The following is a 24,986-nucleotide window of genomic DNA, read 5'->3' as shown; positions in this document are numbered from 1 at the left end:
ACCGCCGCAAGGGCGGCCTGCCCCAAAATGAGCTGCCACTTTAGTTACATGCAGGCCAATCAACAATAGCTGCAGCGAATACTTGCAGTGCATTGCTGCGGTGTGTTCTCACCGCAGCAGCACTTCTCAACGCGTGCCCGAGGCCGCCTGGGCCTGCAGCTCATGCAGCTGTTGCTGCAGCTCGGCGATGGTCCGGTCCTGCTGCTGCAGCCGTTCGCTGGCCCGCCTGCTGTCCGATTCCTGCCGGCCGAGATCCTGCTTCAGCCGTGCCACTTCGGCCCGGCTGCCAGCCAGTCGTTGTTGCGCCGTCGACAGCAATTTTGCCGGCGCCGGCGCGGCCGGCGACGGCTTCGCCCGGTCACCGGCCCAGGCCACCGACGCGAGAACGAATCCAGCGATTACAAGGAGTTGCATCAAACGCATCTTCAGAGATAGTCCTCGATCAGCAATTCGGCGATCTGCACCGCATTCAGCGCCGCGCCCTTGCGGATGTTGTCCGAGACGATCCACAGATCCAGCCCACGCTCGTGCGAGATGTCCTCGCGGATGCGCCCCACGTACACCGGGTCGTTGCCGGCCGCCTCACCCACCGGGGTCGGATAGCCGCCCGGCTTGCGCTCGTCCACCAGCACCACACCCGGCGCCTGGCGCAGCAGCTCGCGGGCCTGCTCGGCGGTGATCTTGTCGCTGGTCTCGATGTGCACTGCCTCGGAATGGCCATAGAACACCGGCACGCGCACCGCGGTCGGGTTCACCTGGATCGACTCGTCTTCCAGGATCTTGCGGGTCTCCCACACCAGCTTCATTTCTTCCTTGGTGTAGCCGTTCGGCTGGAAATCGTCGATCTGCGGGATGACATTGAACGCGATCTGGGCCGGGAATTTCTTGCCCGGTTCCACGCTTTGGAAGTTCAGCAGCGCCGCGGTCTCCCGGCCCAGCTCCTCCATGCCGCTGCGGCCGGCGCCGGAAACCGACTGGTAGGTGGCCACGTTGATCCGCTCGATCTGCACCGCGCGGTGGATCGGCGCCAGCGCCACCAGCATCTGCATGGTCGAGCAGTTCGGGTTGGCGATGATGCCGCGCGTGGTGTATTGCGCGATCGCGTGCGGGTTGACCTCGCTGATCACCAGCGGGATGTCGTCCTGGTAGCGGAACTCGGAGGTGTTGTCGATCACCACCGCGCCGGCCGCGGCCGCGCGCGGCGCATGCACGCGGCTGACCGAGCCGCCGGCGGAGAAGAACGCGATGTCGACGCCGGCGAAGTCGTAGGTGTCCAGCAACTGCACGGTGATGTCCTTGCCGGCGAAGCTGACCTTGCCGCCGGCCGAACGCTCGCTCGCCAGCGGCACCAGTTCGCTGACCGGGAACTCGCGCTCGGCGAGGATCGCCAGCACGGTCTCGCCGACCGCGCCGGTGGCGCCGACCATGGCGACCTTGTAACTGCTCTTCTGACTCATGGGTGGGGTTCTTCGCTCAGGGTGGGAGGTCGGGCCGGTCGTCAGGCCAGCACGTTGGGATTGAGGATCGTGGGCGGCCGCCCGGCATGCGGGCCATGGCCGAACAGCGCCAACACATTGTCCACGGCCAGGGCGGTCATCGCACGGCGCGTTTCGGTGCTGGCGCTAGCGATGTGCGGGCTGAGCACGATGTTGTCCAGTTCGAGCAGGCCCGGATGCAGCGCCGGCTCGCCTTCGAACACATCCAGCCCGGCCGCGGCCAGCCGCCGCTCGCGCAGGGCCGCCGTCAAGGCCTTGTCGTCCACGATGCCGCCGCGGGCCACGTTCACCAGCACCGCGGTCGGTTTCATCAGCGCCAGTTCGGGCGCGCCGATGGCGTGCTGGGTCTGCGGCGTCAACGGCAGCACCAGCACCAGGAAATCGGACTCGCGCAGCAGCTGCGCCTTGTCGACGAAGCGCGCGCGGCAGGCCCGCTCGGTCGCCTCGGGCAGCGGCGAGCGGTTGTGGTACAGCACCGGCATGCCGAAGCCGACCGCGCGATGCGCGATCGCCTGGCCGATCCGGCCCATGCCGAGAATGCCAAGGGTGCGGCCGCGCACGTCGGTGCCCAGCCACGCCTTGAACTCGGTGGCTTTCCAGTGCCCGGCACGCAGCCAGCGCTCGGCCGCGTTCATGCGCCGCGCGGAGCCGAGCAGCAGCGCCCAGGCGTAGTCGGCCACGCTTTCATTGAGCACGTCGGCGGTATTGGAGGCGGCGATGCCGGCGGCGCTGAGCGCGTCCAGATCGAGGTTGTCGTAGCCGACGCCGAGATTGACGACGATGCGCAGCCGATGCGCACCGGCGATTTCCGCCGCACCGATGCGGTCCTTCAGACCCACGATCGCGGCATCCTGTGCGGCCAGCTTCGCCGCCAGTTCGGCCGGACTGAACTTGCGCTCCTCTGCCTCGGCGGTCACCTCAAAATGCGGTTCGAGCCGGGCGATGACTCCCGGGAAGGTGGGTCGCGAGATCCAGACGCGCGGCTTGCTGGTCAAGGCACGGCTCCAATCGCGGGGGCAATCTCATCGGCGAGCCAGTAGTACGCCAGCGTCATCGCGAACAGGGTTCCGACCAGCCACAACGCCCCGCGCCCATGCCGCCAGGCTGCGTGGAACGGCGAATACTGGGCCGGAATGTCGACCAGGTATGCCGCGCAGTAGCAGACATTGGCGAGCACCGCCAGCACGAACAAGGCCAGCACGGACTGGAATCGCAGGCCGGCCAGGACAGCCGGCCAACCCATCACGACCCAGCCCGCGGCCACCAGCACCAGCGCCATGTTGTAGGCGATCCGCCGCACCTCCCAGTAGCGGATCGCATCGCCGAGGATGTCATGCAACGACGCATGCGATGGAACTGCGTGGAGCGAATTCGACGATGCGCGCATAGCGTGCCCTCCGGCTCAGGGAATGCGTGGCGCCACCGCGCCCACGTCGCCGCACTGGGCGCGATGGCGCAAGGCATGATCCATCAGCACCAGCGCCATCATCGCCTCGGCGATCGGCGTGGCGCGGATACCGACGCAGGGATCGTGGCGACCTTTGGTCACCACCTCGACCGGTTCGCCGGCCAGGTTCACGCTGTGGCCGGGGATCAGGATGCTGGAGGTGGGTTTCAGCGCGATCGAGGCGACCACCGGCTGGCCGCTGCTGATGCCACCAAGAATGCCGCCGGCATGATTGGACGCAAAGCCGTCCATGCCCATTTCGTCGCGATGCCCGCTGCCGCGCTGCGCCACGGCGGCGAAGCCGTCGCCGATCTCCACGCCCTTGACCGCGTTGATCGACATCAGCGCAGCGGCCAGGTCGCCATCGAGCTTGCCGTAGATCGGCTCGCCCCAACCCGGCGGCACGCCGTCGGCGACCACGTTGACGCGCGCGCCGACCGAGTCGCCAGATTTGCGCAACGCGTTGATGTAGCTCTCCAGCGCCGGCACCTGGGCCGCGTCGGGCCAGAAGAACGGGTTCTGCTCCACCACGTCCCAGTCGAACGCGTCCGGCACGACGTTGCCGATCTGCGCCAGGTAGCCGCGCACGCGCACGCCGTGGTGCTCGGCCAGCCACTTCTTGGCGACTACCGCGGCGGCCACGCGCATGGTGGTCTCGCGCGCCGAGGAGCGCCCGCCGCCGCGTGGGTCGCGGATACCGTATTTCTGCCAGTAGGTGTAGTCGGCGTGGCCGGGGCGGAAGCTCTGCACGATGTCGCCGTAGTCCTTGCTGCGCTGGTCGGTGTTGCGTATCAGCAGCGCGATCGGCGTGCCGGTGGTTCTGCCCTGGTAGACGCCGGAGAGGATCTCCACCTCGTCCGCCTCGTGCCGCTGCGAGGTATAGCGGCTGCGACCGGTGGCGCGGCGGTCGAGGTCGCCGCGGAATTCCTCGGCGGCGATCGCCAGCCCCGGCGGGCAGCCGTCGATCACGCAGCCGATCGCCGGCCCGTGGCTTTCGCCGAAGGTGGTGACGGTGAAGAGCTTGCCGAAGGAATTGCTGGACACGGGATTTGGACGTCTATTGGGTAATCGCTACAGCTTAACCGCGATGGCACTGCGCTGCCCGCCATTCGTGCTCCAGCAGGGCGAAGATCGCGTCGTCGACCCACTCGCCGCGCAGCCACAGGCTCTCGCGGTGGTGCGCCTCCTGGCGCATGCCCAGCGCACGCAGCAGCGCCATGCAGGCCAGGTTGCGCGGGTCGACCGAGGCGTGGACGCGATGCCGGCCGAGCTGGCCGAACACATGGTCGAACACTGCGCGCACGGCCTCGTCGGCATAACCGAAGCCCTGCCGGGCCGGCGCGATGCTGATGCCGAACTCGACCGAATCCCCGGCCGCTTCGGGCAGGTTCAGGCCGAGATCGCCGATCAGCGTGCCATCGTCGCGCGGCCGGATCGCGCGCTGGAACCAGCCGTGCGACGGCAGCTGCGGCTGGGCAGCGATGAACGCGCGGGCGGCCGCGGAATCGGCCGGGCGCCAGCCTTGGTAGCGCGCTACGGCGGGATCGCCGCGCAGCGCGAACAGCGCCGCCGCATCGTCAGGGCGCAACGCGTCGATCCGCAGCCGCGCCGTGACCAGCTCCATCGATCAGCCAGGACGACGCGCGGCCGCCGCCGCACCGATCGCCGCGGCGTGCTCGACCAGGTCGCGCCGCTCCAGCGCGAACACGCCCATCAGCCCGACCTTGAACTCGATCCACACGAACGGCACCTCCGGCAGCAACGCGGCCAGCGCGTGCTCGCTCTCGCCCACCTCGACGATCAGCAGGCCGTCTTCGGTGAGGTGGTCGGCGGCCTCGTCCAGCATGCGCAGACACAGGTCCAGGCCGTCGGCGCCGGAGGTGAGGCCGAGCTTCGGCTCGTGCGCGTACTCGCCGGGCAGCGCGGCGTACTCGTCCTCGGTGACATAGGGCGGGTTGGAGACGATCAGGTCGTACCGGCGCCCGGCCACGCCCGCGAACAGGTCGGACCGGATCGCCTCGACGCGGCCCTCGACGTGCTGGAACGCGATGTTCTCGCGCGCCAGCGACAACGCCTCGTCGCTGATGTCGACGATATCGACCTGCCAGTCCGGGTTGTACTCGGCCATCGCGATGCCGATGCAGCCCGAGCCCGTGCACAGGTCCAGCGCGCGTTCGACCTGGCGCTCGTCCAGCCACGGCGCGAAGCCCGACTCGATCAATTCGGCGATCGGCGAGCGCGGTACCAGCGCGCGGCGGTCGCTCTTGAACTTCAGCCCGGCAAACCAGGTCTCGCCGACCAGGTAGGCCACCGGCAGGCGCTCGCTGACGCGGCGATCGATCAGCGCCAGCACGTTCGCGCGCTCGGCCGTGGTGAGCCGGCCGACGCCGTACGCCGGCGGGATGTCCGGTGGCAGGTGCAGGCTGGCGAGCACGAGATGCGTGGCCTCGTCGATCGGGTTGTCGTGGCTGTGGCCGAAGGTGAGCCCCGCCGCCGAGAAGCGGCTGGCGCCATAACGGATGAAGTCGATGATGGTGGCGAGCTCGGCAGTCACGGCGATCCAGAGGGTGGCAAGTCGGCCGGCGATTATAAGCCCCTCTCCCATTGGGCGAGGGGTTGGGATGAGGCCCGGCAAGGCCGCAACGCCACGCTCCACCCGAACCCTCTCCCACCTGGATTCGCGCCATCCATGGCGCCCACCCCTTCGGAGCCGGCTTCACTATTCCGCAGGCGCTCCAGCGCCTGCAGGTCCGCACCCTCTTCCAGAGGGAGAGGGGACGCACGATCAAGGGCACCGTCACCCGTATACTTCGGCGGATGACCTTCAAGATCCTGCTGCAATACATCCTTCCGCACCGCTTCCTGTCGCGCCTGGTCTACTGGGCCACGCGCTGGACCTTCGCGCCGTGGAAGAACTGGCTGATCGCCACCATCGTGCGCAACTACGACGTGAACATGGCAGAGGCCGCGCAGCCCGATCCGCTGGCCTACCAGCACTTCAATGCGTTCTTCACCCGCAAGCTGAGGCCCGGCGCGCGCCAGGCCGACACCGACCCGGCCGCCCTGCTCTCGCCCGCCGACGGCCGCATCAGCCAGGCCGGCGCGATCGTCGACGGCCGCATCTTCCAGGCCAAGGGCCAAGACTACACCGCCGCCGAGCTGCTCGGCGGCGACGAGGCCGCCGCCGCGCCGTACCGCAACGGCCGTTTCGTCACCGTGTACCTGTCGCCGCGCGACTACCACCGCGTGCACATGCCGCTGGCCGGCACGCTGAAGGAGGCCGTGCACGTGCCGGGGCGCATCTTCAGCGTGGCGCCGTTCGCGGTGGAGGCGATCCCGCGGCTGTTCGCGCGCAACGAGCGGCTGGTTTGCCATTTCGAGGGCGAACACGGCCCGTTCGTGGTGGTGATGGTGGGCGCGATCCTGGTCTCGTCGGTGGCCACCGTGTGGGACGGCCTGGTGATCCCGCCGTATGTACCGTCGATCCGGCGCAAGTCGTTTGCCAGCCAGCACGTCGCGCTGGAACGCTTCGCCGAGATGGCCCGCTTCAACATGGGCTCCACCGTGATCGTGCTGCTGCCCGAGGGCGCCGCCGAGCTGGATGCCCTGCAGCCGCAGCAGGCCGTGCGGGTCGGTCAGCGGCTGGGGCGACGTCGGCAATCGACGCCGAACTGACGTCACGCGTCATTTTGTGACGCCCTAGGCGCTATTGCTGCAACTGCTTCGTTACGCTCGTGGCTTCGCCGCACGTGCTGCGTGCCACGAAACTCCAGCGCCGAAGGGGATCCCATGCAAATACTCACTCCGTTGCTCGTGGCGGTACGCGCACGCCAGCTGGGTCGCCAGTTCCGCGACATCGAACGCAGCGTGCGTGCCCTGCCCAAGCGCAACCGCGAGCGCCTGGGCATGCTCACCCTGCGCGAAATCGGGCAGGCTTCGCGCAGCGATTTCCCACACCTATACGGCACCGCGCCGGAAGCGCGCTACCTGCCCTGGGGCCAGGGCACCGAGGCGGGCTACGAGCGCGCCTGCTCGACCAACGCCGAAGTGGCGCTGCGCGGCATCGCGCTGTGGCTGGCGGTGGCCTACCACGAAACCAAGAACTCCCCGCACTCCAGCCTGCAACCGCAGCACCGCCAGCTGATGCAGTTGCTGCGCGAGCTGAAGGAAGTGCACGGCGCCGGCCACGCCGACACCGGCAATGGCAACAGCTGGGCGCAGGAAAGCGCCGTCGCCTGAAGGCGGTACGGCGCGGCAGCGGATCAGCGGCAGACCGGCAGTTTCAGTGTCTGCCCGATGCTCAGGTGGTGGTGCTTCAGCCCGTTCGCCTCGGCGACTTCCTGCACGCTGGAGCAATGCAGCTTGCGCACGATGCTGATCAGCGTGTCGCCACGGCGTACCTTGTAGCGACTGGTTCCTCTCGCCGCCGGCGCCGGCGCCGGCTCCACCGGAGCGGCCACCACCGGCACCACCGCATGGTGCAGGTCGCCGGCGAGGATCGGCCACGGACCCTCGACGCAGCGTGATGCGTACGCCTTCTCCAGCAACTTCGGCAACTGCAGCGGCGTACCGGCCGGCTGGGTCACCTGCGGGTCCAGCCGCGGGTTGAGGTTGCGCAGGGTGCGGAACCAGCCATCGCCCATGCCGCCGGCCGAGCCCAGGCATACGGTGAGTTCCGACAACGAGGCCGGCCGCTTCAGCGTGACCGTGCCGGGCGCACCATCGACCTTCGGGAAGCGCAGGTTGTAGCTGTCCGGGTGCTGGAACAGCCACGCCGCGGCGAGCACCGCCGGCACGTAGTCGCGGGTCTCCTGCGACAACTGGTCGTAGACGCGCGGGTCGTAGAAGCTCACCGAGGTGTCGTCGCCGACCGTGCGGCGCATGCGTCCCTCGCCGCCGTTGTAGGCGCCGAGGGCGAGTTCGAGATTGTCGTTGAAGACCCGCAACTGCTCGTTGATGTACTCGGCGTTCGCCCGCGCCGATGCCGCAGGATCGAAGCGCATATCAAAACCGCTGTCGCTGCCCAGCCCGAAACGCATGCCGGTGGCATACATGAACTGCAGCGGGCCGGATGCGCCCGAGCGCGAGACGGCATGCACCTTGCCGCCGGATTCCTTGGCCATGATGCCGAACAGCAGTGCCTCGGGCAGGTCCGCCTTCTGGTACTGCGGCCACATCTGGTAGCGCAGGTACTGGTAGTTCACCCAGGCGTCCATCAGCTGCGGGCGCCACTGGGTCAGCCACATCTCCAGCGCCGCCTTCACCGGGCCGTTCATCGCAATCAGCTGCGACAGCTTCTGCCCGTGCAGCAGGGTCACGCTGCGCTGCGCCTGCGGCAGGCTGGCCGCACCGGTCTTGCCGGCGGCCAGGGCCGCCTGCGACGGGTCGACGTCGCTGTCCAGGTCCTGGCCGGCGCCGAAATCGCCGTCCTTCAGGCGCAGCAGATGGTCGAACGCCGAAAAGAACCGCTGCGGATCGCAGCCCGGCGTATTGCCGCAGTGCGCCGCAGCCTGCTTCAGGCTGTCCAGCGAACGGGTCAGCGTCAGCTGCGAGGCCTGCGGGTTGCCCTCGCGCGACTGCTGCAGGGCGGTTTCGTAGCCCTTGCTGGCCTGATCGAGCTGGCCGTAGAGCGCATCGACCTTGGCCGAGGGTTTGCCGCCGCCGGTACTGGCGCAGGCATTGAGCAGACTGATCGCCACGGCAAACGGCGCCAGGCGCATGAAACGAACGACCGCATACGACAACATCACGAACCGCACCCCCTGAAAACGCCAACCATAGCGGGCGCGCAGTTCCGACTCAACGCGCTGCATCACGCCACGACGGGCTCGCCGTCTTGGCTACAATCATTCGATCATCCGGGGAAGGAACGCCATGACTGAGATCCTGATCGGCCGCAACGACAGCACCAGCGTCAATCTCGACCCGCACTACGGCAACCGCCACGGCATGATCGCCGGCGCCACCGGCACCGGCAAATCCGTTTCGTTGATGGTGCTGGCCGAAGGCTTCTCGCGGCTGGGCGTGCCGTGCTTCCTGGCCGACGCCAAGGGCGACCTGGCCGGTCTGGCGATGGCCGCCGGCGAGCCCGGCGACAAGCTCAAGGCGCGGCTGGACAAGCTCAAGCTTACCGAGTGGAAACCGCAGGCCAACCCGGTGATCTTCTGGGACATCTACGGCAAGCTCGGCCATCCGGTGCGCGCCACCGTCAGCGAGATGGGCCCCGCCCTGCTCGGCCGCGTGCTGGAACTGAACGACACCCAGGAAGGCGTGCTGGAGGTGGTGTTCAAGGCCGCCGACGACCAGGGCTGGCTGCTGCTCGACCTGGCCGACCTGCGCGCCCTGCTCGGCTACGCTGCGGAGAACGCCAAGGCGCTCTCGGCGAAGTACGGGCTGATCAGCACCACCAGCATCGCGGCGATCCAGCGCGCACTGCTGAAACTGGAGAACGACGGCGCCGACCAGTTCTTCGGCGAGCCGGCGCTGGAGCTGGCCGACCTGATGCGCCAGGACATGAGCGGACGCGGCATCATCAACGTGCTGGCCGCCGACCAGCTGATCCTGAAGCCGCGGCTGTACTCCACCTTCCTGCTGTGGCTGCTGTCCGAACTGTTCGAGCAACTGCCCGAAGTGGGCGACCTCGACCAGCCGAAGATGGTGTTCTTCTTCGACGAGGCGCACCTGCTGTTCGACGACGCCTCGCCGGCGCTACTGCAGCGCGTGGAGCAGGTGGTGCGGCTGATCCGCTCCAAGGGCGTCGGCGTGTACTTCTGCTCGCAGAATCCCGACGACGTGCCCGGCGTGATTCTCGGCCAACTCGGCAACCGCATCCAGCATGCGCTGCGCGCGTTCACCCCGCGCGACCAGAAGGCGGTCAGGGCGGCGGCGGAAACCTTCGTCGCCAACCCGAAGCTCGACGTCAGCGCGGCGATCACCAAGCTCGCCGTCGGCGAGGCGCTGGCCTCCACCCTCGGCAACGGCGGCGTGCCCTCGCCGGTGGAGCAGGTGTTGGTGACGGCGCCCTGCGGCCGCATCGGCGCGATCACCGAGGCCGAGCGCGCCACCGTGCGCCAGCGCTCGCCGGTGGGCGGCAAGTACGACAACCCGCTCAACCGCGAGTCGGCGGCCGAGATGCTGGCCAAACGCGCCGACGACAAGGCGAGTGCCGACGCCGCGCCGACCGGTACGCCGGGCAAGGCCGAGGAAGCAGGCTGGGGCGGTGCGGTGCACGACGTGCTGTTCGGCACCAAGCGCCGCCAGGGCATGGTCGAGACGATGGGCAAGCAGGTGGCGCGCACGATGGGCAACCAGCTCGGCCGGCAGATCCTGCGCGGCGTGCTGGGCGGCATCTTCGGCGGCAAGCGCTGAGGCGCCGCCGATGCCACGCGTCGAAGTCGTCGCTGCCGACACACCGTTCGGCGAGCGCCTCGCGGCCGCTTTCGGCTATCCGCTGCGTGGCGCCGCGCTGCCCACCTGCGTGGTGCTGGCGCTGATCCACTACGTCGGCTTGCTGCCGTCGTGGACCGGTGCGCTGGCCAGCGCGCTGGTGTGGGCCGCCACCTGGCGCTACGCCGCCGACTGCCTGTTGCACACTGCCAACGGCTATGCCGACCCGCCCGACGTCGGCAGCGACGGCAACAGCGCGAGCGGCTGGGGCCTGACCGCGATCCACCTGCTGGTGGTCGCGCTGTGCGTGGTCGCCATCGTGTTCTTCCCGCACCTGCTGTGGCCGGTGCTGATCCTGTCCGCCCTGGTGCTGCCAGCGATCGACATGTCGCTGGCGTTCGACGGCAACCTGGCGCTGGCGGTCAACCCGTTGAACTGGGTACGCGTGATCGGCGGTTTCGGCGCCGCCTACCTGATTCCCGTGGCGATCAACCTGCTGCTCGGTCTGCTGATCGTACTGGCCTCGGTCACCACCGCGCTGCTGCCGCGGCTGCTGGCGCTGCCGCTGTTCGCCTTCGCCTACACCTACCTGATCGTGCTGGCCTTCCACCTGATGGGCGCGATGATCCACCAGCGCCACGAGCGCTTCGGCATCGAACCGGAAGCCGAGAAACTCGCCGCCGCCTCCGGCCAGGATGCCGACAGCCGCCTGGTCGAGGAAGCGCGCCAGCTCGCCGTCGACGACCCGCTGGCGGCCCTGCGGCAACTGGCCGCCCGCCTGCGGGACCGCACCGCACCGGCCGCGGTGCACCAGCTTTATCGCGAGCTGCTGCAGCGGCAGGGCCTGCGCGACGATCTGCTGGTGCACGGCCAGATCTGGATCGCTGCGCTGATCGCCCAGAAGGAATCGCGCCGCGCGCTCGGCGTGCTGCAGGAGTGCGGCGGCATCGACGCCACCTTCGTGCCGGATGATCCGCGCACCTGCGGCGAGCTGGCCGACCTCGCCGCCCGGCTGGGCATGAACCGGCTCGCCATCCAGCTGTGCCACGGCTATCTCGCACGCTGGCCGCGCGACGCGCACACGCCGTACTACGGCCTGCTGGCCGCCCGCCAGCTCGCCGCCCACGCCGACCAGTACGCCGAGGCCGCGGCGCTGCTGGACCGGCTCGCCGCCGCGTGGCCGGACCACCCATTGCGCAGCGAGATCGACGCGCAACGGCGCCAGCTGGCCCCGGCATGAGCCGCTGGCGTCCGCCCTCGCCCGGCTCCACCGCGATCGTCACCCGCGAGGGTTTCGAGCGGCTGAAGGCCGAGCTCGACCAGCTGTGGCACGTGCTGCGCCCGGAGGTGGTGAAGGCGCTGGCCGCGGCCGCCGCCGAAGGCGACCGCTCGGAAAACGCCGAATACACCTACCGCAAGAAGCAGCTCGGCGAGATCGACCGCCGCGTGCGCTACCTCAGCAAGCGCATCCCTTCGCTCAAGGTGGCCGAAGGCGTACCGGGCGACCGCCAGGCGGTGTTCTTCGGCGCCTGCATCGAGCTGGAGAACGTCGCCACGGGCGAGGTTCACCGCTACCGCATCGTCGGCCCGGACGAGACCGATGCGAAACGCGGCTGGATCAGCATCGACTCGCCGCTGGCGCGGGCGGTGCTGAAGAAGCGCGTCGACGACGAGTTCAGCGCCGAGCTGCCGGGCGGGCTGACCGCGTTTGCCGTGCTCGCGGTCGACTACGACGGAAGCTGACGCGGCATCGCGGCGGGAGCAGCGGGCCGTATGCCACGCCGGGATTCCTCAGGCAGCCGGCGGGTACGCGCGCCCGGCGCGCCGCGGCTGATAGCAGGCGGCATGGTGATGGAAGGCTTCGTCGGCGTTGTCCGGATGCCAGCCCGGAATGCCCGACAGCGGCAGTGGCCGCAGCTCCAGCGGATCGAGCAGCACGCGTTCCGCACCGACCGCTGCGGCGCAACGCACGGATAGGTCGACGTCGCCGCCCGACCGAAACACCAGTGCCTTGCCCACCAGCAGCCGGCCCGGACTCAGGGCCAGCTCCAGCAGCGCGTGACCGAACAGCTCCAGCTGGATCGAACCGTCCAGCCATGCCTGCCGTCGGCGCCAGAACAGGCCATGCCAGTCATGCGCATCCCACAACGCCAGCAGCGCGGGATCGCGCACGGCGACGATCACGCCGGCTTCGTCGAAATGGGTCAACGCATACTGCGCGCGCGAGCGCCGCTTCGGCCCCATGCTGGCGATCCCGGCCACCTGCCGCGCGTTGAGCGCGCGCTTGAGGCTCGGGTAACGCAGCCAGACCAGCGCGTTGAACAGGTCGTGCCAGTTGTTTTCGCGGGTGGCTATTTCATCGCGTTCGGCGATGCGCTGCTCGTAGTGCAGGCCATCGGCGAGCAGCTCGTGGGTTTGCGCCACGAAGTGTTCGCGCATGCCGACGGCGCGGCAGGCGTTGAGCGCGTCGATCGCCGGCCACGCCGTACCTTCGAGCAGGTCGGCGTACTCGCGCCATGCCGCCAGCGGCGGCTGGCCAAACACCGCCGGATCGACCGCGTCGCGGGCCGGCGCGACGTAGCGCATGGACGCCTACACCACCTTGAGCTGCGGATACGCCAGGCGCGCGTGCAGGTCGTGTTCGCTGGCCCCCTCGACCACCACGTCGACGAACTGGCCGGGTTTGAGGTGCTGGCCGTCGGCGATCAACACGCTGCCGTCGATCTCGGGTGCGTCGGCGGCGGAGCGGGCCACGGCGCCGTCGGCGTTCGCCTCGTCCACCAGCACCTTGAGCGTGCGGCCGACCTTGCGCTGCAGCTTGGCGGCGGAGATTTCCGCCTGCGCGGCCATGAACTGTTCCAGACGGTCCTCCTTCAGCTCCTCGGAGACAGCGCCGGGCAGCTCGTTGGCCTTGGCGCCATCCACCGGCGAGTAGGCGAACGCGCCCACGCGGTCCAGCTCGGCCTCACGCAGGAAATCCAGCAGCTCCTCGAACTCGGCGTCGGTCTCGCCCGGGAAGCCCACGATGAAGGTGCTGCGGATGGTGAGGTCAGGGACCTGGGCGCGCCAGTTGCGGATGCGCTCCAGCGTCTTGTCGATGTTGCCGGGGCGCTTCATCAGTTTCAGGATGCGCGGGCTGGCGTGCTGGAACGGGATGTCGAGGTACGGCAGCAGGTTCCCTTCCGCCATCAGCGGCATCAGCTCGTCCACGTGCGGGTATGGATAGACGTAGTGCAGGCGCGTCCACGCGCCCAGCCCGGCCAGGCCTTCGCACAGCTCGGTCATGCGCGTGCGGTACGCCTTGCCGCGCCAGCTGCGCTCGGCGTATTTCAGGTCCACGCCGTAGGCGCTGGTGTCCTGCGAGATCACCAGCAGTTCCTTCACGCCGCCCCTGACCAGCTTCTCGGCCTCCACCAGCACTTCGTCCACCGGGCGCGAGACCAGGTTGCCGCGCATCGACGGGATGATGCAGAAGCTGCAGCGGTGATTGCAGCCTTCGGAAATCTTGAGATACGCGTAATGCTTCGGAGTGAGCTTCACCCCGGTGTCCGGCACGATGTCGATGAACTTGTTGCGCTGCGGCGGCAGCGCCTGGTGCACCGCGCTCATCACGCTGGCGTAGTCCTGCGGGCCGCTGATCGACAGCACGTCGGGATAGGCCTCGCGGATCAACGCCTCGCGCTTGCCCAGGCAGCCGGTGACGATCACCTTGCCGTTCTCGTTGAGCGCGGTGCCGATCGAGTCCAATGACTCCTGCACCGCGGCGTCGATGAAGCCGCAAGTGTTCACCACCACCGCGTCGGCCTCGCCGTAGCTGGGCACGATCTGGTAGCCCTCGACCTTGAGCTGGGTGAGGATGCGCTCGGAGTCGACCAGCGCCTTGGGGCAGCCGAGACTGACGAAGCCGATCTTGTGGGCGGTCTGGGACATGCGGGGCCACCGGGAACATGCGGAGTAACCGCAAATTATACGGCAGTGCGGCGCGGCCACCGGCGCGGCTAGACTTCACGCGATCCCCGCCAAGGAGCCAGCCATGGGCCAGCACATCAACATCCCCACCACCCGCACCCAGTGCATCGGCGGCTACCTCGCCCAGCCGCACGGCAAGCCGAAGGGTGGCATCGTGGTGATCCAGGAAATCTTCGGCGTCACCGCACACATCCGCCGTGTGGCCGACCGCTTCGCCGCGCACGGCTACACGGCGATCGCGCCGGCGTTCTTCGACCATCTGGAGAGCGGCGTGGAGCTGGACTACGACCAGGTCGGCGCGAACAAGGGCAAGCGGCTGGTGAACGAGCTGGGGCTGGAGCGCGCGCTGGAGGACGTCGCCAGCGCGGCCGAGTCGATCGCCTCGGCCGGCAGGATCGGCACCGTCGGCTATTGCTGGGGCGGCACCGTGGCCCTGCTCGCCGCATTGCGCCTGGGCCTGCCCTCGGTGAGTTACTACGGCGCGCGCAACCTGCCGTTCCTGCACGAGACGCCGCAGGCGCCGGTGATGTTCCACTTCGGCGAGAAGGACCGCAGCATCACGCCGGAGATGGTGGCAAAGCACCGCGAGGCGCTGCCGCAGATGGAACTCTTCACCTACCCGGCCGACCACGCCTTCAACCGCGACGGCAGCACGCCCTACCACGAGCCCAGCGCGAAGCTGGCGCTGGAGCGCACGCTGGCGTTCTTCGACCGGCAGCTGGCCAGCGCATGAGCGAGACCGGCTTTGTACTCGATCCGCGGCTGGCGGCAGATACCCACACGGTCGCCTCGCTGCCGCTGTGCGACGTGCGGCTGATGGACGACGCGCGCTGGCCGTGGCTGGTGCTGGTGCCGCGCCGCGCCGGGCTGGTGGAGATTGCCGACCTGCACGGCGACGAGCAGGCGGTGCTGTGGCAGGAGGTGAACCGCGCCGCCGCCGCGCTGCGCGCGGCGGCACCCTGCGACAAGCTCAACCTCGGCGCGCTCGGCAACATCGTGCGGCAGTTGCACGTGCACCTGATTGCGCGGGTCGAAGGCGATGCGGCGTGGCCGGGACCGGTATGGGGGTATGGCGCCCCCGTGACCCGTGACGACGAAGGCGCCGCCGCGCTGATCGCCGCGCTGAGACATGCACTGGCTGCCTGAGCCGCGCAAGCGGCCAATGAAAAGCCCGCGGCACTGGCCGCGGGCTTTTCGCCGGGAAACCGCCGGACGTCAATGCTGCTGTGAAGGATCGAAGCTGCCGCCGGCAGCGGACTTGCCCTTCAATTCGTCATTCATCTGCACCGGCGCGCGGTAATCCTCCAGCCGGCGCGCCTTGGTATCCACCGGGTTGATCTTTTTCAACGTGCCGTCGTCGTCGTAGTACACGGCAAAGCCGTAGTCGAGCTGCATGCGCGCCATGTATTCGAGATGCTGCTTGCGCACCTTGGAATCGTCGCTGCGCTCCAGCAGCACAGTCTTCGGCAGCTTGCCCTGCTCCTTCAGGTAGGCGAAATGGCTGCCCAGATCCAGCGCCGACAGCACCGCGTCGTCCAGCAGGAACTGGCCGCTCTTGTAGGCCTTGACGACGGTGTCGAACTGGGACCGCGCCTGGGCGGCACTGATCTCATCCTTGGTGCTGCCGCGATGGCAGCCAGCCAGCACCAGCAGGCTGCCAAGCATGGCTGCTGCGGCTGCACGGGTAAGCAGGGACGGAAAACGGATCATCGGTGTCTCCTGGAAAACTGGTCGGTGCGCCAGGCGAGTGTAGCGCCCGGCCATGATCGTGGGCAGCGTCCTGCGCCACCCGTTCAGGGGAACAATCAGGTGCGCGGCAGAGTCACGCCCTGCTGGCCCTGGTACTTGCCGCCACGGTCCTTGTAGCTGGTCTCGCATTCCTCATCGGATTCGAGGAACAGCATCTGCGCCACGCCCTCGTTGGCGTAGATTTTCGCGGGCAGCGGCGTGGTGTTGGAGAACTCCAGCGTCACATGACCTTCCCACTCCGGCTCCAGCGGAGTCACGTTGACGATGATGCCGCAGCGCGCGTAGGTGCTCTTCCCGAGGCAGATGGTGAGCACCTTGCGCGGGATGCGGAAGTACTCCACCGTGCGCGCCAGCGCGAACGAGTTGGGCGGGATGATGCACACGTCCGCCTCGACGTCGACGAAGCTGGTCGGGTCGAACGACTTGGGGTCGACGATGGTGGAGTTGATGTTGGTGAAGATCTTGAACTCGCGCGCGCAGCGCACGTCGTAGCCGTAGCTGGAGGTTCCGTAGGAAATCAGCTTGATGTCGTCGCGCAGCTTGATCTGGCCGGGTTCGAATGGCTCGATCATGCCGTGGCTTTCGGCCATGCGGCGGATCCACTTGTCGGGTTTGATGCTCACGCGGTCTCCGGTCGGTAGCGGCGGCGCCCGGTCGGGCCGGGCGCAAAGCGGCAAAAATACATGGTTCGGGCGCCGCCGCGCCAGCCGCGGGGCCTCATGCCAGCCGCGGGATCCCGGCCGGGATGCCCAGCGCCGTCATGCGGCCGGCACGCCCTGCACCACGATCTTGCCCAGCCCCAGCGACTTGTTGCGCGGCTGCCGCGACAGCCGGCCGGCCACGTTGCGGGCGATCTCGCGATAACGCTTGGCGAGGTCGGAGTCGGGGATCGCCGCCACCGTGGGGTTGCCGCCGTCGGTCTGCTCGCGGATGCGGATGTCCAGCGGCAACGAGCCGAGATAGGCCGCGCCGTACTGCGTGGCCATGCGCTCGCCGCCGCCCTCGCCGAAGATGTTCTCCTCGTGGCCGCAGTTCGAGCAGACGTGGGTGGCCATGTTCTCCACCACGCCCAGCACCGGCACCTCGACCTTCTCGAACATCTTCAGCGCCTTGCGCGCATCCAGCAGGGCGATGTCCTGCGGCGTGGTGACGATCACCGCGCCAGCCACCGGTACCTTCTGCGACAGCGTGAGCTGGATGTCGCCGGTACCCGGCGGCAGGTCGACGATCAGGTAGTCGAGCTGTTCCCAGCGCGTGTCGTTGAGCAATTGCATCATCGCCTGGGTGACCATCGGACCGCGCCAGATCATCGGCGTGTCCTCCTCCACCAGGAAGCCGATCGACATCACCGGCATGCCGTGCGCCTGCATCGGGATGATGCTCTTGCCATCCGGCGAGGCCGGCTTGCCGTGCACGCCGAGCATGGTTGGCTGGCTCGGACCATAGATGTCCGCGTCCATCACGCCGACCTTCGCGCCCTCGGCCTGCAGCGCCAGCGCCAGGTTCGCCGACACCGTGGACTTGCCCACGCCGCCCTTGCCGGAAGCTACCACGATGATGTTCTTCACGTTCGGCAGCGGCCCCAGCGTGCCCTGCACCTTGTGCACGTGGATGCGGCTGGTGATCGAGACGACCGCGGAGTCGATCGCCGGATGATCCTGCAGCGCCTGGCGCACGCGCGCGGCGATGGCGTCGACAGCGCCGGCGGCCGGGTAGCCCAGTTGCAGGTCCACCGACACCTTCGTTCCGTCCACGCCGACCGCACGCAGCGCCTCGGCCAGCGGCGCGCCGGTATGGGTGTCGATGAGGCCGCCAAGGATCTGGCGGACCAGGGCTTCGTTGGCCTGGGTCATGGTTCGGTATCGGGAGCGTTTGCGGGGCTGACATTATGCCAGCCCGCCGCTGCGGCCCCGCTGATCCAGGTCAGCGACGGGCTTGGCGCAATGCAGCTTGACGGCGCCGCGCCAGCCCGCCAGCCTCACCCCATACGCTTTCGTACGGGAGGAGCACCCATGAAGCAAGCAGTTCGTCTCACCTTCGCCGCCGGCCTGCTGCTGGCCGCCGGCGCAGCGCTGGCCGCCAACGACACCCCGGTCGGCACCTGGAAGACCATCGACGACAGCACCCACCAGCCGAAGTCAATCGTCGAGATCACCGAGCACAACGGCGAGTACCAGGCGAAGATCATGCAGTTGCTGAACCGTACGCCCGAGGACGTGGCGCGCGACGGCGAGCATCCGGTCTGCACCAAGTGCGACGGCGAGCGCAAGAACCAGCCGATCGTGGGCATGACCTTCATGTGGGGCGTCAGCCAGGATGGCGACGAATGGAGTGGCGGCAAGATCCTCGACCCGAAGAATGGCAAGGTCTACAAGGTGAAGCTCAAACTGGTGGACGGCGGCAGCAAGCTCGACGTGCACGGCTACATCGGCTTCGCCTTGCTCGGCCGCTCGCAGATCTGGGAACGCCAGGACTGACCCCCACCTTCACGCCTGACCCGACGCCCCGCACCGCCCGCCGGTGCGGGGCGTTTTCACGTGTGGCCGCTCAGTCAGCCGCCGGCTCGGCGCGGTGCACGCTGACGCCGCGCGCGCTGAACGCGGCGCGTGCCTGGCGCCCGACGGCATGCTCGAGCACCAGGTGCTGCACCTCCTCGATGGGTGCGATGCGGTGCGTGGCCACCGTACCCAGCTTGTCGCTGGTGGCTACCACCACGGTCTCGCCGCTGGCCTCGACCATCGCCCGCTTCAGCAGCGACTCCTCGCTGTCGAAACCCCACAGGCCAGTGCCCGCGTCGATGGCGCAGGCACCGGGGAAACACAGGTCGGCGCGCACGCGCTGCAGCTCCTGCAGGGGCTGCGCACCCACCGCACCGCCGATCCGCGGGTCGATGCGGCCGCCCAGCAGCAGGATCTCGAAACCTTCGCGCTCGATCAGCGCCAGCGCGATGTCCGGCGCGTTGGTGACCACGGTGAGGCCCATCCGCTCGGGCAGGGTCGCGGCGATCGCGGCGTTGGTGGAGCCGGCGTCGATCAGCAGTACCTGTCCCGGACGCACCAGGCTCACCGCCTTGCGCGCCAGCGCCAGCTTGCGGCCGACCTGCTCGCCGCGCCGCTGCTTCAATGGCGCGACGGCGGCCGAGAGCGGCAGCGCGCCACCGTAGACGCGCTTGCACAGACCCTGCGCGGCCAGCTCGCGCAGGTCGCGGCGGATCGAATCCTCCGACGCCACCAACTCCGCCGCCAGCTCCGCCGCCACCACCCGTCCGCGGCTGCGCAGCCGCTGCAGGATCTCGCGCTGGCGCTCCTGCGGCAGCAGCTCGCCGGGCCGCGTCAGCCTAGCCATGTGCCGCCTCCAGCAGGCCCGCGCGGCACAGTTCCGCGCGCAAGGTAGCGGGATCGCGGAAGTGCAGCGCGTGCATGCCCAGCGCCGCGGCGGCTTCGACATTGCGCGGCGCGTCGTCGATGAACACCGTGCGCGCGGCATCCAGGCCATGGCGCGACAGCAGCACGCGGAAAATCGCCGGATCGGGCTTGATCAAGCGCTCCTCGCCCGACACCACAATGCCGCGGAAGGCGTCCATGAAGGCGTAGCGTTGCCGCGCCAGCGGAAAGGTTTCCTGCGACCAGTTGGTCAGCGCGTACAGCGGCACGCCGCGTGTGCGCAATTCGCCGAGGATCGCCACGGTGCCTTCGATCGGCCCGCGCAGCATCTCGTCCCAGCGCTCGCGGTAGGCGGCGATCAGCGCGGCATGTTGCGGATACTGCGTGCCGAGCGAGGCGATCGCCTCATGCCAGGGGCGTCCCGCATCCTGCTGCTCGTTCCAGTGTGCGGTGCAGACCTCGGCCAGGAAGCGCTCCATCGCCGCCTCGTCATCGAACAACCGGCGATACAGATGGCGCGGGTTCCAGTCCAGCAGCACGCCGCCGAAGTCGAACACTACGGTGTCGAAGCGCGGCGCACTCATGGTCGCACCAACCTTGCCGAGGCAGCGGTCAGCAGCAGCAGGCCGGCCACCGCCGCCAGCGCCACCGCCAGCGAGCTGGCCTGGGCGAGGAAACCGATCAGCGCCGGGCCGCTGAGCAGGCCGGCATAACCCAGCGTGGTCACCGTGGCGATGGCCACGCCCGGCGAGGTGCCGGGCAGGCGCCCGGCCGCACCGAACATCACCGGCACGATGTTGGCTGCGCCCAGCCCCACCAGCACGAAGCCGAGCAGCGCCGCACCCGGCCAAGCCAGCGTCGACGCCAGCAGGAAACCCGCCGCCGCGATGCAGGCGCCGATGCGCACCGTCCATACCGGGCCGTAACGCGCTACGACGCGATCGCCGCTGAGCCGGCCCAGCGCCATCGCCACCGAGAAGGCGGCGTAGCCGATGCCCGCCGACGCCGCCGGGAAACCGCGGAACTCGCGCAGGAACACCGCGCTCCAGTCCAGCATTGCGCCCTCGGCGAGGAAGCTGACGAAGCACAGCAGGCCCAGCAGCAGCACGACGCCGCGCGGCATGCCGAGTGCCGCCGCGCGCCCGGCGGTTTCACCTGTCCCGTCGAGCAGACGGGGCCATTGACTCGCCACCACAATGGCCAGCAGCAGGGAGATGGCGACGGCCGCCGTGGCGAGCGGCAGGCCCAGTGCGAGCAGCAGGCTCATGCCGGCCGCCCCGCCCAGGCCGCCGATGCTGAACAGGCCATGGAAACCCGACATCAGTGGACGGCCGTCGCGGCGCTCCACTTCCACCGCATGCGCGTTCATCGCCACGTCCACCGCGCCCAGCGCGGCACCGAAGTACGCCAGTCCGAACGCCAGGCTGGCCACGCCTGGTGCTGTCGCCAGCAGCGGCAGCGCCAGGCACAGCAGCAGGCCGCCGACGCCGATCACCCGGCGGCTGCCGAAGCGGTGGGTGAGCCAGCCGACCAGCGGCATCGAGGCCATCGAACCGCCGCCGAAAGCAAGTAACAACAGGCCGAGCTGGGCCTCGTCCAGGCCCAGCCGCGCCTTCGCGTACGGCACCATTGGCGCCCACGCAGCCATGCCGATGCCGGAGACCAGGAAGATCAGGCGGGTCGCAAGGATGGCCCTGGCCAATCCGCTGCGCGCACCACCCGCCGGGGAACTGTCGCCGTACTGCACGATCGTGGTCCTGCGATTCAATACGCAAAAACGTACACAAACACGCATGAATGCGCAATCCACGCACGTCCATTCCGTCCGTCCGGACGGTCGGCCCGGATCGCCGAAACCTTGCCCTGCCGAGCGTGCCGGCCATGCCGCGGCGGCGGCGTGGCATAATCCGCAGTCATTTCGACCGAACGCCGCCATGAGTCGCCGCCTGCTCGTCACCAACGCCCTTCCCTACGCCAACGGCCCGCTGCACATGGGCCATCTGCTGGGCTACATCCAGGCCGACATCTGGGTACGCGCGCAACGGATGAGCGGCAACAAGGTGGTCTACGTGTGCGCCGACGATGCGCACGGCACGCCGATCATGCTGGCCGCGGAGAAGGCCGGCATGACGCCCGAGGCCTTCATCGCCGGCATCCGCGAGGGCCACGAGGCGGACTTCGCCGCGTTCGGCGTGGACTTCGACCAGTACCACACCACCCATTCGGAAGAGAACCGCGAGCTGGCGACGCTGATCTACACGCGCCTGCGCGACGGCGGCTATATCGCCAGGCGCAAGATCCAGCAGCTGTTCGATCCGGAAAAGCAGATGTTCCTGCCGGACCGCTACATCAAGGGCGTGTGCCCGAACTGCGGCACGCCGGATCAGTACGGCGACAACTGCGAGCATTGCGGCGCCACCTATGCGCCGACCGACCTGCTCAACCCGTACTCGGTGATGTCCGGCGCCACGCCGGTGCTGCGCGACTCGGAGCACTACTTCTTCGAACTGGGCAAGTTCGAGGGGCTGCTGCGCGACTGGTTCGCCGGCAAGCTCACCCACGGCAAGCCGGTGGCCAACAGCGGCGTCGCGGCGAAGCTGCGCGAATGGCTGGACGGCGGCCTGCGGGACTGGGACATCTCGCGCGACGCTCCCTATTTCGGCTTCCCGATCCCCGACGCGCCGGGCAAGTTCTTCTACGTGTGGCTGGACGCGCCGGTCGGCTACCTGGCCAGCTTCAAGGCGCTGTGCGACCGCACCCGCCTGAAGTTCGACGACTTCCTCGCCCCCGGCAGCAGCGCCGAGATGCACCACTTCATCGGCAAGGACATCATCAATTTCCACGGCCTGTTCTGGCCGGCGATGCTGCATGGCGCGCAGATGCGCGTGCCCACCGCGCTGCACGTCAACGGCTACCTCACGGTGAACGGCGCGAAGATGTCCAAGTCGCGCGGCACCTTCATCCAGGCGCGCACCTACCTGGACGCCGGCCTGCACCCGGGGTTCCTGCGCTATTACTTCGCCAGCATGCTTAGCGACGCACCGGTCGACGTGGACCTCGACCTCAAGGCGTTCGAGGAGCGCGTCAATTCGCACTTGGTCGGCAAGTGGGTGAACATCGCCAGCCGCACCGCCGGCTTCGTGCACAAGTATTTCGGCGGCCGCCTGGCGCCCCAGTTCAGCGCGGAGGAAACCGCGCTGTGGAACACCCTGCTGGAACACTACGACGGCATCGCCGCGCTGTACGACAGCGGCGAGTTCGCCGAGGTCACCCGCCGCTTCGTGCTGATGGCCGACCTGGTCAACGGTCACATCGCCGCCAAGGCGCCATGGGCGATGGCCAAGGACGAGAGCCGGCGCGACGAGCTGCACCAGGTGTGCTCGTTCGCGCTGACCGCGTTCCGCCTGCTGACCGGCATGCTCAAGCCGATCCTGCCGATCACCGCGGCCGCCGCCGAACGATTCCTGGCCGCGCCGATCGCCGACTTCGACGACGCCCGCGCCGGCCTGCGCAACCACGCCATCAACACGTTCGAGCCGCTGCTCGGCCGCATCGATCCCAAGCGCATCGAGGCGATGATCGAAGCATCGAAGGATTCGCTGGGCGCACCGGCCGCCGCCCCCGCCGCCCCGAAAAAGAAAAAAGCCATGAACGACACCGCCACGCCGACCGCACCCGCTGCGCCGAATCCCGGCTCTCAAGCGACGAATGTCGGGTCATCCCGAGTCCCGACTCCCGACACCATCGGCATCGACGACTTCGCCAGGCTGGACCTGCGCATCGGCAAGGTCATCGCCTGCGGGTTCGTGGACGGCTCGGACAAGCTGCTGCGCTTCGAACTCGATGCCGGCGCACTGGGCACCCGGCAGATCTTCTCCGGCATCCGCGCTGCCTACGCCGAGCCGGAAAAGCTGGTCGGCCGCAACGTGGTGTTCATCGCCAACCTCGCCCCGCGCAAGATGCGCTTCGGCCTCTCCGAGGGCATGATCCTCAGCGCCGGCGACGGCGGCAGCGACCTGTTCCTGCTCGACGCCGACCCGGGCGCGCAGCCTGGCGCCAGCGTGCGTTAGGCAGGGAGAAGGAAATAGATAATAGGGAATAGAAAAGCCGCCAGCCTGCCGCACCGCGCTCTTTGCTCTTCCCTATTTCCCATTCCCTACTTCCTGCTCCCATGACCGACCTCGCCGACCGCATCGATGCCCTGCTGCCGCAGACGCAATGCGAGCAGTGCGGCTACCACGGCTGCCGGCCGTATGCGGAGGCGATCGCGCGTGGCGAGGCGCCGATCAACCGCTGCCCGCCCGGCGGTACGACCGGCATCGCGAAGCTGGCGGCGCTGCTGGATCGACCCTTGCTGCCGCTGGACCCCGCCTGCGGCGTGGAGAAGCCGCGCATGCTGGCGCGCATCGTCGAAGCCGACTGCATCGGCTGCACCAAGTGCATCCAGGCCTGCCCGGTCGACGCGATCGTGGGCGCGTCGAAGCTGATGCACACCGTGCTCGCCGACGACTGCACCGGCTGCGAACTGTGCGTGCCGGCCTGTCCGGTCGACTGCATCGTGCTGGAGCCGATGCCGATGGAACAGATCGACCAGGCGCACGCCGACGCGGCGCGCGGACATTTCCAGCGCCGCGAGGCGCGACTGGCGCGCGAAGCGGCCGAGCGCGAGGCAGAACTGGCCATGCGCAAGACAGCAGTGGATGCCGCCGCATCCAGCAACCCGGTGCTGGCCGCGCTGGCCCGCGCCCGCGCGAAGCAGGACAAGTCGCCATGAAAACGCAGCGCCGCACATCGTCGTTCCAGCGCAAGCTGGAATCCAGTGACTTCCGGCTGCGGGCAGCGGCAAGGCGCTGGATGCCAGCTTTCGCTGGCATGCCGGGTGTCTCACCATGCCCATGAAACGCGCCGACGTGGTCGAGCTGTTCACCCGCCTGCGCGAGCTGAACCCGCATCCCACCACCGAACTCGCCTACTCCACCCCGTTCGAGCTGCTGGTGGCCGTGGTGCTGTCCGCGCAGGCCACCGACGTGGGCGTGAACAAGGCTACCCGCAAGCTCTACCCGGTGGCGAACACACCGCAGGCGATCCTCGCGCTGGGCGAGGAAGGGCTGAAGAAGTACATCAGCACGATCGGCCTGTTCAACGCCAAGGCGAAGAACGTGATCGCGCTGTGCCGGCTGCTGATCGAGCAGCACGGCGGCGAGGTGCCGCGCACGCGCGAGGCGCTGGAAGCGCTGCCCGGAGTTGGTCGCAAGACTGCCAACGTGATGCTCAACACCGCCTTCGGCGAGCCGACCATCGCGGTGGACACGCACATCTTCCGCGTCGCCAACCGCACTGGCCTCGCGCCGGGCAAGGACGTGCGCGCGGTGGAGGACAAGCTGGAGAAGGTGGTGCCGGCCGAGTTCAAGCACGACGCCCACCACTGGCTGATCCTGCACGGCCGCTACGTGTGCAAGGCACGCAAGCCGGACTGCCCGCACTGCGCAATCCGCGACCTGTGCCGGTACAAGCACAAGACCACAGCCGACCATACGTAGGTTGGGGTGAGCGCAG

27 protein-coding genes are annotated in these 24,986 nt (G+C 68.6%); 11 read left to right on the top strand and 16 right to left on the bottom strand.

All coding sequences use genetic code 11. The annotated features are described in order from the left end of the window. Nucleotides 1-126: 126 nt before the first annotated feature. The 7 genes from UUA_RS03235 to prmB are packed head-to-tail and all read right to left on the bottom strand — an operon-like array spanning nt 127 to nt 5,497. Nucleotides 127-423, bottom strand: a complete 297-nt coding sequence (locus UUA_RS03235) for a hypothetical protein (RefSeq protein ID WP_039953474.1) — start codon at nt 421-423, stop codon at nt 127-129. Between the two features lie 2 nt (nt 424-425). After that, nucleotides 426-1,457, bottom strand: coding sequence for an aspartate-semialdehyde dehydrogenase (locus UUA_RS03230; protein WP_008434225.1), 1,032 nt, complete (start codon nt 1,455-1,457; stop codon nt 426-428). Nucleotides 1,458-1,498: 41 nt separating this feature from the next. Further along, entirely contained in the window at nt 1,499-2,491 is a 993-nt protein-coding gene (locus tag UUA_RS03225; protein ID WP_008434224.1) for a 2-hydroxyacid dehydrogenase, read from the bottom strand. Continuing rightward, nucleotides 2,488-2,883 (bottom strand): hypothetical protein, encoded by a 396-nt coding sequence (locus UUA_RS03220; RefSeq protein WP_008434223.1) that lies wholly within the window; start codon nt 2,881-2,883, stop codon nt 2,488-2,490. The genes UUA_RS03225 and UUA_RS03220 overlap by 4 nt, the downstream gene beginning before the upstream one ends. Before the next feature lie 15 nt (nt 2,884-2,898). Beyond that, nucleotides 2,899-3,987: a chorismate synthase gene (gene aroC / locus UUA_RS03215; RefSeq protein WP_008434222.1), complete on the bottom strand. Its 1,089-nt coding sequence runs from the start codon at nt 3,985-3,987 to the stop codon at nt 2,899-2,901. Between the two features lie 34 nt (nt 3,988-4,021). Then, nucleotides 4,022-4,567 (bottom strand): GNAT family N-acetyltransferase, encoded by a 546-nt coding sequence (locus UUA_RS03210; protein ID WP_008434221.1) that lies wholly within the window; start codon nt 4,565-4,567, stop codon nt 4,022-4,024. A gap of 3 nt (nt 4,568-4,570) precedes the next feature. Beyond that, nucleotides 4,571-5,497, bottom strand: coding sequence for a 50S ribosomal protein L3 N(5)-glutamine methyltransferase (gene prmB / locus UUA_RS03205; RefSeq protein WP_008434220.1), 927 nt, complete (start codon nt 5,495-5,497; stop codon nt 4,571-4,573). A 263-nt stretch (nt 5,498-5,760) separates the two neighbouring features. On the opposite strand from prmB, the gene asd reads away from it, so the two are divergent. Both asd and UUA_RS03195 read left to right on the top strand, forming a co-directional pair. Then, nucleotides 5,761-6,618 (top strand): archaetidylserine decarboxylase, encoded by an 858-nt coding sequence (gene asd / locus UUA_RS03200; RefSeq protein ID WP_008434219.1) that lies wholly within the window; start codon nt 5,761-5,763, stop codon nt 6,616-6,618. Nucleotides 6,619-6,732: 114 nt separating this feature from the next. Continuing rightward, on the top strand, nt 6,733-7,182 hold the full coding sequence (locus tag UUA_RS03195; protein ID WP_039953472.1) for a hypothetical protein: 450 nt from the start codon (nt 6,733-6,735) through the stop codon (nt 7,180-7,182). A gap of 23 nt (nt 7,183-7,205) precedes the next feature. Here the strand turns inward: UUA_RS03195 and UUA_RS03190 are convergent, their stop codons facing one another. Further along, a complete protein-coding gene (locus UUA_RS03190; RefSeq protein ID WP_039953484.1) occupies nt 7,206-8,690 on the bottom strand; it encodes a transglycosylase SLT domain-containing protein in 1,485 nt (494 codons plus the stop codon). A gap of 127 nt (nt 8,691-8,817) precedes the next feature. Here UUA_RS03190 and UUA_RS03185 point away from each other — a divergent pair, with 127 nt between their 5' ends. Genes UUA_RS03185 through greB form a run of 3 tightly spaced genes read left to right on the top strand, consistent with a single transcriptional unit; the run spans nt 8,818 to nt 12,072 of the window. Then, nucleotides 8,818-10,311 carry a helicase HerA-like domain-containing protein gene (locus UUA_RS03185; RefSeq protein WP_008434216.1) on the top strand — a complete coding sequence of 498 codons (1,494 nt, stop codon included), beginning with the start codon at nt 8,818-8,820 and terminating at the stop codon, nt 10,309-10,311. 10 nt (nt 10,312-10,321) lie between these two features. After that, entirely contained in the window at nt 10,322-11,569 is a 1,248-nt protein-coding gene (locus UUA_RS03180; RefSeq protein ID WP_008434215.1) for a hypothetical protein, read from the top strand. After that, nucleotides 11,566-12,072, top strand: a complete 507-nt coding sequence (greB, locus tag UUA_RS03175) for a transcription elongation factor GreB (RefSeq protein ID WP_008434214.1) — start codon at nt 11,566-11,568, stop codon at nt 12,070-12,072. Before UUA_RS03180 ends, greB begins: the two co-directional genes overlap by 4 nt. A 48-nt stretch (nt 12,073-12,120) precedes the next feature. On the opposite strand, the gene UUA_RS03170 is transcribed toward greB, so the two are convergent. Together UUA_RS03170 and rimO are read right to left on the bottom strand one after the other, a co-directional pair. Beyond that, on the bottom strand, nt 12,121-12,915 hold the full coding sequence (locus UUA_RS03170) for a DUF3025 domain-containing protein (RefSeq protein WP_008434212.1): 795 nt from the start codon (nt 12,913-12,915) through the stop codon (nt 12,121-12,123). Between the two features lie 6 nt (nt 12,916-12,921). After that, the gene (gene rimO / locus UUA_RS03165; RefSeq protein WP_008434211.1) at nt 12,922-14,259 is read right to left on the bottom strand and encodes a 30S ribosomal protein S12 methylthiotransferase RimO; all 1,338 of its coding nucleotides are present in this window, start codon (nt 14,257-14,259) and stop codon (nt 12,922-12,924) included. A 103-nt stretch (nt 14,260-14,362) separates the two neighbouring features. Between rimO and UUA_RS03160 the strand changes: the two genes are divergently transcribed. Further along, nucleotides 14,363-15,031 (top strand): dienelactone hydrolase family protein, encoded by a 669-nt coding sequence (locus UUA_RS03160; RefSeq protein ID WP_008434210.1) that lies wholly within the window; start codon nt 14,363-14,365, stop codon nt 15,029-15,031. Further along, the gene (locus tag UUA_RS03155; RefSeq protein ID WP_008434207.1) at nt 15,028-15,444 is read left to right on the top strand and encodes an HIT domain-containing protein; all 417 of its coding nucleotides are present in this window, start codon (nt 15,028-15,030) and stop codon (nt 15,442-15,444) included. The genes UUA_RS03160 and UUA_RS03155 overlap by 4 nt, the downstream gene beginning before the upstream one ends. A gap of 69 nt (nt 15,445-15,513) precedes the next feature. Here the strand turns inward: UUA_RS03155 and UUA_RS03150 are convergent, their stop codons facing one another. The 3 genes from UUA_RS03150 to apbC all read right to left on the bottom strand — a co-directional run bounded on the left by UUA_RS03150 (nt 15,514) and on the right by apbC (nt 17,900). Beyond that, nucleotides 15,514-16,008, bottom strand: a complete 495-nt coding sequence (locus UUA_RS03150; RefSeq protein ID WP_039953470.1) for a hypothetical protein — start codon at nt 16,006-16,008, stop codon at nt 15,514-15,516. A gap of 95 nt (nt 16,009-16,103) precedes the next feature. Further along, a complete protein-coding gene (dcd, locus tag UUA_RS03145; protein ID WP_008434203.1) occupies nt 16,104-16,670 on the bottom strand; it encodes a dCTP deaminase in 567 nt (188 codons plus the stop codon). 135 nt (nt 16,671-16,805) lie between these two features. Then, nucleotides 16,806-17,900: an iron-sulfur cluster carrier protein ApbC gene (apbC, locus tag UUA_RS03140; protein WP_008434202.1), complete on the bottom strand. Its 1,095-nt coding sequence runs from the start codon at nt 17,898-17,900 to the stop codon at nt 16,806-16,808. Nucleotides 17,901-18,059: 159 nt separating this feature from the next. On the opposite strand from apbC, the gene UUA_RS03135 reads away from it, so the two are divergent. Further along, complete coding sequence (locus tag UUA_RS03135; protein ID WP_008434200.1) at nt 18,060-18,524, top strand: DUF2147 domain-containing protein; 465 nt, start codon at nt 18,060-18,062, stop codon at nt 18,522-18,524. Between the two features lie 70 nt (nt 18,525-18,594). Here the strand turns inward: UUA_RS03135 and UUA_RS03130 are convergent, their stop codons facing one another. The 3 genes from UUA_RS03130 to UUA_RS03120 are packed head-to-tail and all read right to left on the bottom strand — an operon-like array spanning nt 18,595 to nt 21,177. Then, nucleotides 18,595-19,392 (bottom strand): DeoR/GlpR family DNA-binding transcription regulator, encoded by a 798-nt coding sequence (locus UUA_RS03130; RefSeq protein ID WP_008434198.1) that lies wholly within the window; start codon nt 19,390-19,392, stop codon nt 18,595-18,597. Then, nucleotides 19,385-20,014, bottom strand: a complete 630-nt coding sequence (locus UUA_RS03125) for an HAD family hydrolase (RefSeq protein WP_008434196.1) — start codon at nt 20,012-20,014, stop codon at nt 19,385-19,387. The genes UUA_RS03130 and UUA_RS03125 overlap by 8 nt, the downstream gene beginning before the upstream one ends. Further along, nucleotides 20,011-21,177 (bottom strand): MFS transporter, encoded by a 1,167-nt coding sequence (locus UUA_RS03120; protein ID WP_008434194.1) that lies wholly within the window; start codon nt 21,175-21,177, stop codon nt 20,011-20,013. Before UUA_RS03120 ends, UUA_RS03125 begins: the two co-directional genes overlap by 4 nt. Nucleotides 21,178-21,364: 187 nt before the next feature. Here UUA_RS03120 and metG point away from each other — a divergent pair, with 187 nt between their 5' ends. The 3 genes from metG (at nt 21,365) to nth (ending at nt 24,970) form a co-directional block, all read left to right on the top strand. After that, nucleotides 21,365-23,500 (top strand): methionine--tRNA ligase, encoded by a 2,136-nt coding sequence (gene metG / locus UUA_RS03115; protein WP_008434193.1) that lies wholly within the window; start codon nt 21,365-21,367, stop codon nt 23,498-23,500. Nucleotides 23,501-23,601: 101 nt separating this feature from the next. After that, on the top strand, nt 23,602-24,204 hold the full coding sequence (locus tag UUA_RS03110) for an RnfABCDGE type electron transport complex subunit B (protein WP_008434192.1): 603 nt from the start codon (nt 23,602-23,604) through the stop codon (nt 24,202-24,204). 121 nt (nt 24,205-24,325) lie between these two features. Then, nucleotides 24,326-24,970, top strand: coding sequence for an endonuclease III (nth, locus tag UUA_RS03105; RefSeq protein ID WP_008434190.1), 645 nt, complete (start codon nt 24,326-24,328; stop codon nt 24,968-24,970). Nucleotides 24,971-24,986 lie beyond the last annotated feature (16 nt).

It is taken from the genome of Rhodanobacter thiooxydans LCS2 (genome assembly GCF_000264375.1).
Taxonomy (GTDB): Bacteria; Pseudomonadota; Gammaproteobacteria; order Xanthomonadales; family Rhodanobacteraceae; genus Rhodanobacter; species Rhodanobacter thiooxydans.
This window is presented reverse-complemented; position numbering and strand designations above follow the sequence as displayed.